Raw genomic sequence first — 13,783 nt, 5'->3', positions numbered from 1 at the left:
GGCCAAGGGCGCGGGCTCCGCGTGAGGGCCAGGTGGCGGCTGAGCTGCCGGTCAGGCGCATCGCTTCGCGTCGGGCGCCGGCGTGCCGGGCCGGCGGCCGGTCCTCCGCCGGGGGGCGGGCGTCGGTCAGGCCCAGCGCCGGGCGTCAGCCGTCTGGCGCCCTGCTGAGGGGGCGGCGTGCCGTGGGCCGGCGCCGGCTGAGCTGCCGGCCAGGCGTCAGGTTTCGCGCCGGGCGTCGGCTCCGTGTGGGCCCCGGCGGGTGCCGGGGGCGGACGGGCGAGCCGCCGGCCAGGCGCCGGCCGGCGCCCGACGCTCCGCCGGGGGGCGGGCCTCGGTCAGGCCCAGCGCCGGGCGTCAGCCGTCTGGCGCCCTGCTGAGGGGGCGGCGTGCCGTGGGCCGGCGCCGGCTGAGCTGCCGGCCAGGCGTCAGGCTTTGCGCCGGGTATCGGCTCCCCGTGGGCCGCCGCTGATGGGCGGCTTGCGCGGGGCTGCGGCTGGCCGAGCCGCCGGTTAGGCATCACGCATTGCGCCGGGCATCAGCCCCGTGTGGGCCCCGGATGAGAAGCGGGTGCCGGGGGCCTGCCGTCGGCCGGGCTGCCGGCTAGGCATCAGGCCGCCCGCCCGCCGGGCGGGACGGGCTACTCCGCCGTTGGCGGGCCGGCCTCCGCCGCCGGGTCGGCTTGGCTGCCGGCAGGCGCACCGTCGGCAGGCGCACCGCTGGTTTTCCGTTCGTACGTCACCATCGTTCGGACGAAGAGCGCCCGCTGCGCCGGGGTCAGTGGTTCGAAGGCCGAGCGCCAGGCCACCGCGCCGTTGGCGAGCCAGTCCTCGATGGCCCGGCGGGTCTCCGGCTCGTGGGTGATGGTCACGATGGTGCGCCGCCGGTCCGCCGGGTCGGCGTGCCGTTCCAGGACGCCCTGCCTGCTGAGGTCGCTGACCATCAGGCTGACCGTGGTGGGCGCGACCTCCAGGCGCGCGGCGAGCTGGCCGACCTGCATCGGGCCGTCGAAGAGCAGCAGCCCCAGTAGCGAGAGGTGCCGCGGCGCGAGGTGGAAGGAGCGCAGCGGCTCGGGGAGCGGGACGCGCTTGAGCCGGGCGGCCAGCCGGGGCATCAGCAGCAGCATGGCGCGGACCGCCTCGTCCGGGCTCAGGCCGGACTCCGGCTCCGCGTCGTCACGCTCCCGCCGCGCTGACATGCCGCACCCCCGGTGATCTCGCTGGGGCGGCCAACGCTACCCGACGGCGGCGAGCAGTTGCTCCTCCTCGTAGGCGAAGTGCTCTTCAAGACCGGCCGCCACCCGCTCGAACTCCGCGCGGAGCGCGGCCAGTTCCCCGCGGTCGCCGGGGAGCCCGGCGGAGAGCAGCGCGTCGAGCGCCGCCAGCGAGCGGGCCACCACCTCGTGCTCGGCCCGCAGCCTGTCGAGGGCCGGCCGCAGCGCCGGGTACTGGCGTTCGAAGGCGGTGAACGCGCCGTCCTCCCTCGTGTGGTGGAGCTGGAGCCCGTGGCAGAAGGTGAGGCAGGTGCGGTGCAGCTGCTCGATCACCGGCCGGGCGGGGCGCGGCTCGGCGGCCGCCGGCCCGCCGGCCAGGGCGGCCTCGAACTCGGCGCGGGCGGCCCGGAGTTGGTCGCGCATCCCGTCGTGCAGGGACAGCAGCTGCCGGGCGATGAGCCGGCCGCGCTCCGGGTCGCCCGACAGGTCGAGCGGGTGCAGCGCGACGACCGGGATGGTGCGGGTGGTGCGCGCCTGGTAGTCGCGGAAGCCGGGGTCGAGCGAGCACTGGGTCGCCCACTCGCGGTCGCGCTCGGCGTCCCCGAGCGGCTCGGCCCGCGCCGCGAAGGGCTGGACCCGGCCCGCCTCGGTGCCGATCTCGACGGTCACCTGGGGGCTGGCCAGCAGGTTGAGGTACCAGTGCGGGTGGGTCGGGGCACCGGCGTTGGAGCCGAAGACGAGCAGCCGGTCGCCGTCCCGTCGGTAGACCGTCGGGGTGGTGTGCGGGCGGCCGGTCCTGCGTCCCGCGGTGGTCAGGAGTACGAGGTCCGTGCCCTCGAACGGGCCGCCCACCCGGCCGTTGTTGGCGCGGAATTCCGTGATGACCTGATCGTTGAAGCCCATGGCTCGGCCTCCCCTAGTTATTTTGGTTTCAAAGCAAAGCTATCAGGGGAGGCCGGAGTCGTGTCAACGTTCGCGCACGGTCAATCGCGGCCCCCGGGGCCGCCCCGCAGCCGGGAGTCGACGGTGGCCAGCGCCCGCGTCAGCACCTCGACGCCCTGCTCGGCCTCGGCCACGGTCAACGACAGGGGAGGGGCGATCCGCAGTACCCCGGAGCCCGGCGGGCCGCCCCTGCCGATCAGCACCCCGCCCTCCCTGGCCGCTTCGAGCGCCAGCGCCGCCGCCTCAGGCGACGGCTCGTCCGTGCCGGGCGCGACGAGCTCGACGCCGATCATCAGCCCCCGGCCGCGCACCTCCCGCACCACCGAGAGACCGGCGGTCGCCGCCCGCAGCCGCTCGATGAGCAGGCCGCCCACCCGCCGCGCGTTGCCCGGCAGGTCGTGCTCCAGCAGATATCCCAGGTTGGCGAGGCCGGCGCTCATCGTGACCGGACTGCCGCCGAAGGTGGAGATCGAGTTGGCGTCCAGGCAGTTCATCACCTCGGCCCTGGCCACCACCCCGCCGATCGACATGCCGTTGCCGATGCCCTTGGCGAAGGTCAGCATGTCGGGCGGGCCGCTCGCGCCGTGTGCCTGCCAGCCCCAGAAGTGGTCCCCGGTCCGCCCCCAGCCGGTCTGCACCTCGTCGCTGATCCACAGGACGCCGTGCTCGTCCAGCACCTCGCGGAACGCCGCCAGCAGCCCGTCGGGGCCCGAGGTGAAGCCGCCCACCCCCTGCACCGGCTCGGCGATCAACGCCGCCACCCCGCCCCTGGTCTGGGCGAGCAGATCGCGCAGGTCCGCCACGCAGGCCGCGACGAACCCCGCGTCGTCGAGCTCGGCGAACGGGCCCCGGGTGCGCACCCCGCCGTGCACGTAGAGCGTGCGCAGCGGCGAGAGACTGGTCGGCGCCCAACCGGAGTTGCCCGTGACCCCGACCGCCGAGAACGACCGGCCGTGGTAGCCGTTGCGCATCGCCAGCACCTGGTTGGAGCGGCGGAACGCGGTGGCCAGCAGCAGCGCCGTGTCGTTGGCCTCGGTGCCCGAGGTGGTGAAGAAGACCCGGGCGTCCGGGATCCCGGAGAGCGCCGCGATCCGCTCGGCCAACTCGACCATCGGCCGGTTGAGGTAGAGCGTCGAGCTGTGCAGCATCCGGGTGGCCTGCTCGGCCACCGCGTCGGCCACCTCGGGCAGCGCGTGGGCGGTCATGGTGGTGAGGATGCCGCCGAAGAAGTCCAGGTAGCGGTTGCCCTCGGCGTCCCAGACATGCCGGCCCGCGCCGTGCGTCAACTCGATCGGCCGCCGGTAGTAGAGCGCGAGCCAGTCCGGCAGCACCGCCCGGTGCCGGTCGAGCAGCGCCGGGTGGACGGCGGTGGTCGTGGTGGTCGGCTCGCTCATGGCCGCACCAGCCCCCGGTACGCGTCCGGGCGCCGGTCCCGGTAGAAGGCCCACTGCTGGCGCACCTCCTCGATCAGCCCGAAGTCCAGGTCGCGGACCACGAGTTCCTCCTCGCTGTCGCTGGCCGCCGCGCCCACCAACTGGCCGCGCGGGTCGGCGAAGTAGCTCGTGCCGTAGAAGTCGTCGTCGCCGTAGGGCTCGCGGCCCACCCGGTTGATCGCCGCGACGAAGTACCCGTTGGCCACCGCGGCGGCCGGCTGTTCGAGACGCCACAGGTGCGCCGACAGGCCGCGCGAGGTCGCCGACGGGTTGTAGACCAGCTGCGCGCCCGCCAGGCCCAACTCGCGCCAGCCCTCGGGGAAGTGCCGGTCGTAGCAGATGGTGACGCCGACCCGGCCCACCGCGGTCTCGAAGACCGGCCAGCCGAGGTTGCCCGGCCTGAAGTAGAACTTCTCCCAGAAACCGGGGAGTTGCGGGATGTGGTGCTTGCGGTACTTGCCGAGCACCGTGCCGTCCGCGTCGATCACCGCGGCCGTGTTGTAGTAGACGCCCGGATGCTCGACCTCGAAGACCGGCACCACGAGTACCATGCCCGTCTCCCTGGCCAGCTCCCGCATCCGCCGCACGGTGGGCCCCTCGGGCACCGGCTCCGCCCAGCGGTAGTGCTCGCGTTCCTGGACCTGACAGAAGTAGGGGGCGTTGAACACCTCCTGGAACCCCATGATCACGGCGCCCTTCCGCGCCGCCCGCCTGGCGTGCTCCTCGTGCTTGGCGATCATCGACTCGCCGTCGCCGGTCCAACTCGCCTGTAGCAGCGCCGCCCGCACCACGTCCGCCATCGGCCGCTCCCGTCGTCACTCACCATGAGTAAGGTTCTCTGACCCGGTGTGACGTAGCCTAGCGAGGCGGGTAGCCACCCAGCCACGTAGCGCAGCGGAAGGAGTCCCGGGGATGGGCGACAGCCGGCCGGTGTACCAGCGGATCGCCGACGATCTGCGCCGGCGGATCGACGAGGGCGAGCTCGCCGTGGGGGACCGGATCCCCTCCCGCGCCGAGCTCAAGCGGGCCTACGCGGCCAGCGACCAGACCGTCGACCGGGCCGTGCGGGTGCTGAAGGCCGCGGGTTACGCCAGCGGACAGTTCGGCCGCGGGGTGTTCGTCAGCGACCGGGTGCCGATCGGGGCCCTGGTGCGGAGCACGGCGGCCGTCGACTCGCCGCTCGCCGCCCGGGTCAGCGTGCTGGGCGAGGAGGCGTCGGGCGGCACGCCTGACCTGGCCTGGGAAGCCGTCTCCACCGCCACCACCGCGCCGCCCGACATCGCGGCCCGGCTTGAACTGTCGCCCGGCGCGCGGGTGATGTGCACCCGCTACGAGTACCTGGCCGACCGGCGCCCGCTTCAACTCGCCACCAGCTGGGAGCCGTTGGCGCTGACCGAGGGCACCGACGTGGCCTACCCGGAGCGCGGTCCGTACGCCCGCCGTGGGGTGCGCGGCCGGTTCGCGGCCATCGGCATCCGGGTCGTGCACGCGCGCGAGATCGTCGGCTCCCGGCCGGCCACCAGCCCGGAGGCGGAGGTGCTCGGCTGCGCCCCCGGGCAGTGCGTCACGGCCGTGGAGCGCACCCACTACGACGCGGACGACCGGCCGGTGGAGACCTCGGACACCGTGGTGCTCGGCGACCGCTGGCGCCTGGCGTACGACATCGCGTTCGCCTAGGAGCGGGTGTCTAGGACTCGGCGGCCTCCGCGTAGGCCTGGGACAGCCCGGGGGCGCCGGTGTCAGCCCACTCCTCGGCCGTGGCCACCACGTCCACCTCGCGACCCGAGGCCGTCACCACCACCGGCCGGCCGCCAGGCCCTGGGGCCCAGGCCGCGCCGGGCACCGTGCGCACGATCACCGTGCCGAGGAACAGGCCGACGTCGTTGGCCAGCCACGGCAGCTCCTCGGGGTCGTCCCGCCATCCCGGGAGCAACTGGTCCAGGGCCTCGAGCGACCTCGGCGTGTCGCTCAGCACCACCCCGGCACGCTGCGCGCGGGCCCGCAGCAGCTCGCACTCGGACAACAGCTGGGCCACTCCCTCGGGGTCCGCCCAGGAGCCCGTCGGCGTGGCGGTGGGCTGCTTGCGCCAGTTGTCCAGGAAAGGGATGTTCATGCGTACAGGGTCCCACCACGTCGGCCCACCAGGCCACCCAGAGATGTCATCAGTTGTTCACAGATTCGGTTTGCGAACCGCCTCACATGCCGGGGGAAGTGGGCTCCAGGTCCAGGTCGACCACGACCGGGGCGTGGTCGGAGGCGCCTTTCCCCTTGCGCTCCTCGCGATCCGCGTAGGCGTCGGTGACCAGCCCGGTGAACGGCGAGTTGCCGTAGACCAGGTCGATCCGCATCCCCCGGTTCTTCGGGAAACCCAGCTGCCGATAGTCCCAGTAGGTGAACGCCCGCTCGTACTTCAGCGGGCGCGGCAGCACGTCGGAGAGGCCGGCCTCGCGCAGCGCGGCCAGCGCCGCCCGCTCCGCCTCGGTGACGTGGGTGCTCCCCTCGAAGACCGAGCGGTCCCACACGTCGGCGTCCTCCGGGGCCACGTTGAAGTCGCCGAGCACCGCGAACGGTCGGGGGCCCGCCGCGTCCTCCGCGACCGCCTCCCGAAGGGCCTTCAGCCAGCTCAGCTTGTAGTCGAAGTGCGCGTGCCCGACCTCGCGGCCGTTGGGCACGTAGACCGACCACACCCGGACCCCGCCGCAGGTGGCCGCCACCGCGCGCGGCTCGGCCACCCCGTCGTACTCGGGTCCGCCGGGCAGCCCACTGGTCACCTCGTCGAGGCCGACGCGGGAGAGCACCGCCACCCCGTTCCACCGGCCGCCGGCGTGCACGGCCGCCTCGTAGCCCGCCTCCCGCAGCCGCTCGGCCGGGAAGGCGCCGGCCTCGCACTTCAGCTCCTGGAGGCAGAGCACGTCGGTGCCGCTGCGCTCCAGCCAGGCCAGCAGCCGGTCGGTCCTGACGGTGACGGAGTTGATGTTCCAGGTGGCGATGCGCATGACGGCTCTCTCGGCTCTGCTCTCTGGTCGGCGGTGACGCGGCGGGACGGGACGGCGACGGCTCAGACGGCCGCCGACTCGCCGGGGGCCAGCCTCGCGTACTCGGTGGGGGCGATCCCCGCGCCCTGCGGGCTCAGGTTGCGGGCGTACACCGGGAGGGCCAGGTCGGTGAGCAGCGCGTCGTGGACGGCGAAGGCCCGCTCCGGGCGCACCTCGCGCACGTAGTCCACGACCTCGGAGAGCTTGTTCCACGGGGCCTGCACCGGCAGCAGCAGGGTGTGCACCGGGCGCTCGGGCACGGTCAGCGCGTCCCCCGGGTGGAAGAGCGCGCCGCCGACCAGGAAGCCGACGTTGGTGATGCGCGGGATGTCCGGGTGGATCACCGCGTGCAGCTCGCCGTGCACCTCGACCTCGAAGCCGGCCGCCTCGAAGGTGTCGCCGTGGCCCACCGTGTGCACCCGGCCGGGGAACGCCGCGGACAGCTGCTCCGCGACGCTGCGCAGCGTCCAGAGCTCGGTGGCGGGGGAGGACTCCAGGGCGGCGCGCAGCCGGCCCTCGTCGAAGTGGTCGGGGTGCTCGTGGGTGACGAGCAGGGCGTCGGCGCCGAGGGCCGCGTCCTCCTCGCTGAACGCGCCGGGGTCGATGACCAGCGTGCGGCCCTCCCGCGTGAGGCGGACGCAGGAGTGGCCCTTCTTGGTGAGCTCCATGCCGGCCATTCTGCTACGCGCCACCGACAGCGGCCGACGAAGGCCCCGGGCCGGAGCTCCCGGAACGCGAAAACCGCCCGGCGGCCGGCCCTCGCGGGCGGCCACCGGGCGGAAGGACGGACGGCGCCCGTCAGGACTCGGCGCCCGCCCTGGCCTCGCGCCGGTTGTCGCGGAACGCGTACACCCGGCGGGCCATGGCGAACAGCGGGATGACCGCGCCGAGCACCAGCTGGAGCGAGCAGCCGGTCTGGAGCAGCAGCAGGCCGCCGGGCGCGTCGAAGGCCCAGGCGGTCAGCAGGGCCATGGACAGCACGATCCAGGAGAGCATGGCGATGGCGAGCGTGCCGCGCGGCTTGGGGTACTCCACGCGGCTCACCATCAGCCAGGCCACGCCCAGGATCGCCAGCAGCGTCGGCGTGAACGGCAGCTCCAGCAGCACGATCGAGACCACGGTGAGCGCGCCGAAGGGGCTCGGCATGCCCTGGAAGACGCCGTCGGGCATCGTCACGCACGAGAATCTGGCGAGCCGCAGCACCACGGCGAGCAACACCACGGTGGCCGCCAGCGCCGACAGCGGCTCGTGGACGTCGCCGACCACCATCCCCCAGACCAGCACGAAGTAGGCCGGGGCAAGACCGAAGCTGATCAGGTCCGACAGGTTGTCCAGCTCGGCGCCCATCGGCGAGGCCCGCAGCTTCCGGGCCACCAGGCCGTCGAACAGGTCGAAGACCGAGGCCAGCAGCATCAGCAGCACCGCGGTCGCCGCGTTGTTCCGCACCACACCGGCGTCCCCGCTGTTGGTGAGGTGCGGGATCAGCACACCGGTGGTCGTGAAGTAGACGGCGAGGAAGCCACAGGTGGCGTTCGACAGCGTCAGGGTGTCCGCTATCGAGAGACGCATCGACAGCGGAAGATCGTCGACCTCCGCGTCGTCGTCGTCCGCCACCCAGGACGCCGCCGGGGCCCTGGTCTCCGAGGTCGATCGCTCAGTCACGGTCAAGACGTGTCACTCCCGCGGTGGTGTGCTGGCCGACCTCGACGGCGGGCTCGACGCCCTCCGGGAGGTAGACGTCCACCCGTGAGCCGAACCGGATCAGGCCGACCCGGTCGCCCTGCTCCACCTTGCAGCCCTGCGGCACGTACGGCACGATCCGCCGCGCCACCGCGCCGGCGATCTGCACCATCTCCAGGTCGCCCAGCTCGCTGTCGAAGCGCCACACGACGCGCTCGTTGTTCTCGCTCTCCTTGTCGAACGCGGGGACGTACCCGCCGGGGATGTGCTCGACGGAGGCCACGGTCCCGGCCACCGGGGCGCGGTTGACGTGCACGTTCAACGGACTCATGAAGATCGCCACGCGCGTCCGCCCGTCGGGCCACGGCATGATGCTCTGCACCACCCCGTCGGCGGGCGAGAGCACCCGCCCCTGCCCGAGCTCCCGCTCCGGGTCGCGGAAGAACCACAGCATCCCGGCGGCCAGTGCCGTGGTCGGGACGGCCGCGGCGGCCCAGGCTCCGGAGCGGCGGGCCTTCACCAGGGTGACGGCGGCCGCGGCCATGGTGGGGAGCAGCCATGGTGAGGCGCCGCGCGCCAGTCGGACCCGGCCGCCGGGGGAAAGGGAAGAGCGGTAAGGCATGGGAGACCTTCGTAGCGGGGAACATTGCACCGGTGCACCTCCGCTGGCGCGGAGAGGGCCCCGAAGCGGTGCGCGTGTCTCGATGCTATAGGTCCCGGACCGTAACTCGGCAAGCCAGCGGGCCGATCGGGGGCCGGCCGCCGCCCGCCTACCCCCGTCTGAGCTCGGGCAATCACCGCATTTCAGCCCGGCAGTCGGTATTCCTCGAGCAGCCGCCGACCGATGATCATCTTCTGGATTTCCGCGGTGCCCTCGCCGATGAGCAGCATCGGCGCCTCCCGGTAGAGCCGCTCGATCTCGAACTCCTTCGAGAATCCGTAGCCGCCGTGAATGCGGAACGAGTCCTCCACCACTTCCTTGCAGTACTCGGCGGCCAGGTACTTCGCCATCCCGGCCTCCAGGTCGTTGCGCCGGCCCGCGTCCTTGGCGCGCGCGGCCCGCACCATCAGGCCGTGCGCGGCCTCCACCCGGACCGCCATCTCGGCCAGCCGGAACTGGATCGCCTGGTGCTCGGCGATGGGCCGGCCGAAAGCCCTGCGCCGCTGCGCGTAGGAGATGCCGAGTTCGAAGGCGCGCAGGGCCACGCCGCAGCCGCGGGCGGCCACGTTCACCCGGCCCACCTCGACTCCGTCCATCATTTGGTAAAAACCTCGGCCGGTCGTGCCGCCGAGCACCCGATCGGCGGGGACGGGCAGTTCGTCCAGGACCATTTCGGTGGTGTCCACCCCCTTGTAGCCCATCTTGTCGATCTTGCCGGGAATGGTGAGACCGGGCCTGATCAGGCCGAATCCGGGTTCCTTCTCGACGAGGAACGTCGTCATCGAGCGGTGCGGCGGCGTGTCGGCCGGAAGTCCCTCGTCCGTCCGGCACAACACGGCCACGAGATGCGACGAGCCGCCGTTGGTCAGCCACATCTTCTGCCCGCTCAACCGGAATCCGCCGTCCGCGGCGCGCACGCCCCGGGTGGCGATCGCGGCGACGTCGGAGCCGAGGCCCGGCTCCGACATCGAGAACGCCCCGCGCACCTCGCCGGTCGCCATCCGGGGCAGGAAGTGGCCGCGCTGCTCCTCGGTGCCGTGGTGGACGAGCAGGTGCGCCACGATGAAGTGGGTGTTGACGATGCCGGAGACGCTCATCCAGCCGCGGGAGAGCTCCTCCACGCACAGCGCGTACGTCAGCAGCGACTCGCCGAGCCCGCCGTACTCCTCGGGGATGGTCAGCCCGAAGAGCCCCAACTCCCGCAGCCCCGCGACGATCCGTTCCGGGTACTCGTCCCGGCGTTCGAGCTCGCCGGCGACCGGAAGTATCTCCTTGTCGACGAAGCGCCGTACCGTTTCGACGATCTCCCGCTGGACCTCGGTGAGCCCCTCCGTGCTCGCCAGCCGCCGCATCTCAGCGCCCCCCGTCCGGCCGCCCGGCCGTGGGCACCAGCACCTTGCGGCGGAACACGCAGACCAGCGTGCCGTCCTGGTTGTGGCCGCGGGTCTCCACGGTCACCACACCCCGGTCCGGCTTGGACGTCGAGGCCCGCTTGGCCAGCACGGCGGTCTCGCCGTAGACGGTGTCGCCGTGGAACGTCGGCGCGGTGTGCCGCAGCGACTCCACCTCCAGGTTGGCGATGGCCTTCCCCGACACGTCCGGCACCGACATGCCGAGCAGCAGCGAGTACACGTAGTTCCCCACCACCACGTTCCGCCCGAACTCCGTCTCCCGCGCGGCGTACTCGGCGTCGAGGTGCAGCGGGTGGTGGTTCATGGTGAGCAGGCAGAACAGGTGGTCGTCGTACTCCGTGATGGTCTTGCCCGGCCAGTGCTTGTACACGTCCCCCACGCTGAACTCCTCGAAGATGCGGCCGAATCGCACGGTGTCCTCCCGGGCGGTTGATCGGGCGGGGTGAGCGGTGGGTCCCGGCCGGCTCAGGCCGGGGGAGTGAAGGAACTGGTGCGGGTGAGGCCCGCGGCGCGGCCCTTGGTGGCGATGACGCGGGCCATCTTGCGGCTGGCCTCGTCGATCATCTCGTCGCCCAGCATCGCCGAGCCTTTCGCGCCGCCGGCCGCCGACGTGTGGTAGGCGTAGGCGTCCAGGATGAGTTCGGCGTGGTCGTAGTCGTCCTGGGTCGGCGAGAAGACCTCGTTGGCCGCCTCGATCTGTCCCGGGTGCAGCACCCACTTGCCGTCGTAGCCGAGCGCCGCGGCCCGGCCGGCCACCTCCCGGAACGCCTCGACGTCCCTGATCTGCAGGTAGGGCCCGTCGATCGCCTGGAGGCCGTGGGCGCGGGCGGCCATCAGGATCCGCATCAGGATGTAGTGGTAGGCGTCTGCCGGGTAGCCCGGCGGCTGCTCGCCGACCACCAGCGACTTCATGTTGATCGAGGCCATGAAGTCCGCCGGGCCGAAGACCAGCGTCTCCAGGCGGGGCGAGGACGCCGCGATGGCGTCGACGTTGACCAGCCCCCTGGCGTCCTCGATCTGCGCCTCGATGCCGATCCCGCCCACCGGCAGCCCCGTCGTCCGCTCGATCTGCGTCAGCAGCAGGTCCAACGCCCGTACCTGCTCGGCGTCCTGGACCTTGGGCAGCATCAGGCAGTCCAGGTTGGCGCCCGCGCCCTCGACCACCGTGATCACGTCGCGGTAGGTCCACTCGGTCGACCAGTCGTTGACCCGCACGACCCGCGTCTTCCCACCCCAGTCGCCCTCGTTGAGGGCCTTGACGATCGCGTGCCTGGCGCCCTCCTTGGCCAGCGGCGCGCAGGCGTCCTCCAGGTCGAGGAACACCTGGTCGGCGGGGAGCTGTTGGGCCTTCTCCAGGAACCGCGGGTTGCTGCCGGGGACGGCCAGGCAGGAGCGGCGTGGGCGGATCATGACAGGGCCTCCAGGGGGTCGAGACGGTGCGCGAGACGGATCTCGTCGACGATACGGCCGATGATCGCGGTGATGCCGAAGTCCTTGGGGGTGAAGACCGCGGCCACCCCGGCCGCCCGCAGCGCCGCCGCGTCGCCGGCCGGGATGATGCCGCCGACGACGACCGGCAGCTCGCCGGCGCCGGCCGCCCGCAGCCGCTCCAGGACGTCGGGCACCAGCGCGGCGTGCGATCCCGACAGGATGGACAGGCCCACGCAGTGCACGTCCTCCTCCACCGCCGCCGCCACCAGCTGCGCCGGGGTGAGCCTGATGCCCTGGTAGACCACCTCGAAGCCGGCGTCCCTGGCCCGTACCGCGATCTGCTCGGCACCGTTGCTGTGGCCGTCGAGTCCCGGCTTGCCGACCAGCAGCCGCAGTCGGCCGACGCCGAGCTCGCGCGCCGTCCCGGCGGCGGCCCGCCGGACCGCGGCGAGCGCCGGGTCGGGCGCCGCGCCGGTCGGCGCGGCGCCGCTCACGCCGGTGGGCGCGCGGTACTCGCCGAACACCTCCCGCAGCGCGTCCGCCCACTCCCCGGTGGTCACGCCGGCGCGGGCGCAGTCCAGGGTGGGGAACATCAGGTTCTCCCCGGTCCCCGCGGTGCGCCGCAGCGCGTCGAGCGCCCGGCCGGCCGCCGCCGCGTCGCGCCGGCCGCGCCAGCGTTCCAGCTCCTCGATCACCGGGCCCTCGGCCGCCGGGTCCACGGTCAGCACGGCCGCGTCCGGGTCGGCGGTCAGCGGGCTCGGCTCGGTCTCGGGGTAGCAGTTGACGCCGACGATCCGCTCCTCGCCGCTCTCCACCCGGGCCCGGCGGCGGGCGTGCGACTCGACGAGTCGCTCCTTGAGGTAGCCGGAGGCGACGGCCGCCAGCGCGCCGCCCATCTCCTGCACCCGGCCGATCTCCGCCCACGCCTCGGCGGCCAGCGCCTGGGTCCTGGCCCGCACCACGTGGCTGCCGGTGAACAGGTCCTCGTACTCCAGCAGGTCGCTCTCCTCCGCGAGCACCTGCTGGATCCGCAGCGACCACTGCTGGTCCCAGGGCCGCGGCAGCCCCAACGCCTCGTTCCATGCCGGGAGTTGAACGGCGCGGGCGCGGGCGTCCCGGGAGAGCGTGACGGCCAGCATCTCCAACACCACGCGCTGCACGTTGTTCTCCGGCTGCGCCGCGGTGAGGCCGAGCGAGTTGACCTGCACGCCGTAGCGGAAGCGGCGCTGGGCCGGGTCCCTGACGCCGTAGCGCTCGCGGGTGATCCGGTCCCACACGTCCCCGAACGCCCGCATCTTGCACATCTCCTCGACGAAGCGGACGCCGGCGTTGACGAAGAACGACATCCGCCCGACGACGTCGCCGAACCGCCCCGGGCTGATCCGCCCCGAGTCGCGCACCGCGTCGAGGACGGCGATGGCGCTGGTCATGGTGTAGGCGATCTCCTGCACCGGCGTGGCGCCGGCCTCCTGGAGGTGGTAGCCGCAGATGTTGACCGGGTTCCAGCGGGGCAGGTGGCTGACCGCGTAGGTGATGGTGTCGGTGGTCAGCCGGAGCGAGGGGCCGGGCGGGAAGACATAGGTGCCGCGGGCCAGGTACTCCTTGACGATGTCGTTCTGCGTGGTGCCGCGCAGCAGCGTGGGGTCGGCGCCCTGCTCCTCGGCGACGACGCGGTAGAGGGCGAGCAGCCACATGGCGGTGGCGTTGATGGTCATCGAGGTGTTGGCGCGCTCCAGCGGGATGCCGTCGAACAGCTCCCGCAGGTCGCCGAGATGGGCGACCGGGACGCCGACCCGGCCGACCTCGCCGCGGGCCAGCACGTGGTCCGGATCGTGGCCGGTCTGGGTCGGCAGGTCGAAGGCGACGGACAGGCCGGTCTGTCCCTTGCCGAGGTTGCGGCGGTAGAGCTCGTTGGAGGTCCGTGCCGTGGAGTGTCCCGCGTAGGTGCGCATCAGCCAGGGGCGGTCGCGTCTCGCCAT

Annotated in this window: 14 protein-coding genes; 1 reads left to right on the top strand and 13 read right to left on the bottom strand. The window is 73.0% G+C overall.

What is annotated here, in order from left to right; translation table 11 throughout:
- Positions 1 to 637: 637 nt before the first annotated feature.
- The 4 genes from RNC47_RS18255 to RNC47_RS18240 form a co-directional block, all read right to left on the bottom strand.
- A complete protein-coding gene (locus tag RNC47_RS18255; protein WP_311600083.1) occupies positions 638 to 1,195 on the bottom strand; it encodes a MarR family winged helix-turn-helix transcriptional regulator in 558 nt (185 codons plus the stop codon).
- 36 nt (positions 1,196 to 1,231) lie between these two features.
- On the bottom strand, positions 1,232 to 2,113 hold the full coding sequence (locus RNC47_RS18250) for a nitroreductase/quinone reductase family protein (protein ID WP_311600081.1): 882 nt from the start codon (positions 2,111 to 2,113) through the stop codon (positions 1,232 to 1,234).
- A gap of 80 nt (positions 2,114 to 2,193) precedes the next feature.
- Positions 2,194 to 3,546 (bottom strand): aspartate aminotransferase family protein, encoded by a 1,353-nt coding sequence (locus RNC47_RS18245; protein WP_311600079.1) that lies wholly within the window; start codon positions 3,544 to 3,546, stop codon positions 2,194 to 2,196.
- Positions 3,543 to 4,385, bottom strand: a complete 843-nt coding sequence (locus RNC47_RS18240) for a nitrilase-related carbon-nitrogen hydrolase (protein ID WP_311600077.1) — start codon at positions 4,383 to 4,385, stop codon at positions 3,543 to 3,545. The genes RNC47_RS18245 and RNC47_RS18240 overlap by 4 nt, the downstream gene beginning before the upstream one ends.
- Positions 4,386 to 4,497: 112 nt before the next feature.
- Between RNC47_RS18240 and RNC47_RS18235 the strand changes: the two genes are divergently transcribed.
- A complete protein-coding gene (locus tag RNC47_RS18235; RefSeq protein ID WP_311600075.1) occupies positions 4,498 to 5,262 on the top strand; it encodes a GntR family transcriptional regulator in 765 nt (254 codons plus the stop codon).
- 10 nt (positions 5,263 to 5,272) lie between these two features.
- On the opposite strand, the gene RNC47_RS18230 is transcribed toward RNC47_RS18235, so the two are convergent.
- The 9 genes from RNC47_RS18230 to RNC47_RS18190 all read right to left on the bottom strand — a co-directional run bounded on the left by RNC47_RS18230 (position 5,273) and on the right by RNC47_RS18190 (position 13,783).
- Positions 5,273 to 5,698, bottom strand: coding sequence for a DUF6278 family protein (locus RNC47_RS18230; RefSeq protein WP_311600073.1), 426 nt, complete (start codon positions 5,696 to 5,698; stop codon positions 5,273 to 5,275).
- Positions 5,699 to 5,780: 82 nt separating this feature from the next.
- Positions 5,781 to 6,581, bottom strand: coding sequence for an exodeoxyribonuclease III (locus RNC47_RS18225; protein WP_311600071.1), 801 nt, complete (start codon positions 6,579 to 6,581; stop codon positions 5,781 to 5,783).
- A 62-nt stretch (positions 6,582 to 6,643) separates the two neighbouring features.
- Positions 6,644 to 7,288, bottom strand: coding sequence for an MBL fold metallo-hydrolase (locus tag RNC47_RS18220; RefSeq protein ID WP_311600069.1), 645 nt, complete (start codon positions 7,286 to 7,288; stop codon positions 6,644 to 6,646).
- A gap of 130 nt (positions 7,289 to 7,418) precedes the next feature.
- Complete coding sequence (pssA, locus tag RNC47_RS18215; RefSeq protein ID WP_311600088.1) at positions 7,419 to 8,189, bottom strand: CDP-diacylglycerol--serine O-phosphatidyltransferase; 771 nt, start codon at positions 8,187 to 8,189, stop codon at positions 7,419 to 7,421.
- 85 nt (positions 8,190 to 8,274) lie between these two features.
- Complete coding sequence (locus RNC47_RS18210) at positions 8,275 to 8,922, bottom strand: phosphatidylserine decarboxylase (RefSeq protein WP_311600067.1); 648 nt, start codon at positions 8,920 to 8,922, stop codon at positions 8,275 to 8,277.
- Between the two features lie 182 nt (positions 8,923 to 9,104).
- A complete protein-coding gene (locus RNC47_RS18205) occupies positions 9,105 to 10,313 on the bottom strand; it encodes an acyl-CoA dehydrogenase family protein (protein ID WP_311600065.1) in 1,209 nt (402 codons plus the stop codon).
- Between the two features lies 1 nt (position 10,314).
- Entirely contained in the window at positions 10,315 to 10,842 is a 528-nt protein-coding gene (locus tag RNC47_RS18200; RefSeq protein ID WP_394814810.1) for a MaoC family dehydratase, read from the bottom strand.
- Entirely contained in the window at positions 10,839 to 11,783 is a 945-nt protein-coding gene (locus tag RNC47_RS18195; protein ID WP_311600063.1) for an HpcH/HpaI aldolase/citrate lyase family protein, read from the bottom strand. Before RNC47_RS18195 ends, RNC47_RS18200 begins: the two co-directional genes overlap by 4 nt.
- A complete protein-coding gene (locus tag RNC47_RS18190; RefSeq protein WP_311600061.1) occupies positions 11,780 to 13,783 on the bottom strand; it encodes a protein meaA in 2,004 nt (667 codons plus the stop codon). Before RNC47_RS18190 ends, RNC47_RS18195 begins: the two co-directional genes overlap by 4 nt.

Origin of the sequence: Streptomyces millisiae (assembly GCF_031845425.1) — a bacterium.
In the GTDB taxonomy this organism is placed as follows: domain Bacteria; phylum Actinomycetota; class Actinomycetes; order Streptomycetales; family Streptomycetaceae; genus Streptomyces; species Streptomyces millisiae.
Note: the sequence above shows the minus strand (reverse complement) of the source record. Positions and strands in the feature narration are given on the sequence as shown.

Excerpts from the sequence above, each read along its gene's own strand:
- RNC47_RS18225 (WP_311600071.1), bottom strand. The coding sequence starts at position 6,581 with ATGCGCATCGCCACCTGGAACATCAACTCCGTCACCGTCAGGACCGAC.
- RNC47_RS18205 (WP_311600065.1), bottom strand. The coding sequence starts at position 10,313 with ATGCGGCGGCTGGCGAGCACGGAGGGGCTCACCGAGGTCCAGCGGGAG.
- RNC47_RS18220 (WP_311600069.1), bottom strand. The coding sequence starts at position 7,288 with ATGGAGCTCACCAAGAAGGGCCACTCCTGCGTCCGCCTCACGCGGGAG.
- RNC47_RS18255 (WP_311600083.1), bottom strand. The coding sequence starts at position 1,195 with ATGTCAGCGCGGCGGGAGCGTGACGACGCGGAGCCGGAGTCCGGCCTG.
- pssA (WP_311600088.1), bottom strand. The coding sequence starts at position 8,189 with ATGCGTCTCTCGATAGCGGACACCCTGACGCTGTCGAACGCCACCTGT.
- RNC47_RS18245 (WP_311600079.1), bottom strand. The coding sequence starts at position 3,546 with ATGAGCGAGCCGACCACCACGACCACCGCCGTCCACCCGGCGCTGCTC.
- RNC47_RS18230 (WP_311600073.1), bottom strand. The coding sequence starts at position 5,698 with ATGAACATCCCTTTCCTGGACAACTGGCGCAAGCAGCCCACCGCCACG.
- RNC47_RS18190 (WP_311600061.1), bottom strand. The coding sequence starts at position 13,783 with ATGGCGAGACGCGACCGCCCCTGGCTGATGCGCACCTACGCGGGACAC.
- RNC47_RS18195 (WP_311600063.1), bottom strand. The coding sequence starts at position 11,783 with ATGATCCGCCCACGCCGCTCCTGCCTGGCCGTCCCCGGCAGCAACCCG.
- RNC47_RS18240 (WP_311600077.1), bottom strand. The coding sequence starts at position 4,385 with ATGGCGGACGTGGTGCGGGCGGCGCTGCTACAGGCGAGTTGGACCGGC.
- RNC47_RS18210 (WP_311600067.1), bottom strand. The coding sequence starts at position 8,922 with ATGCCTTACCGCTCTTCCCTTTCCCCCGGCGGCCGGGTCCGACTGGCG.
- RNC47_RS18250 (WP_311600081.1), bottom strand. The coding sequence starts at position 2,113 with ATGGGCTTCAACGATCAGGTCATCACGGAATTCCGCGCCAACAACGGC.
- RNC47_RS18235 (WP_311600075.1), top strand. The coding sequence starts at position 4,498 with ATGGGCGACAGCCGGCCGGTGTACCAGCGGATCGCCGACGATCTGCGC.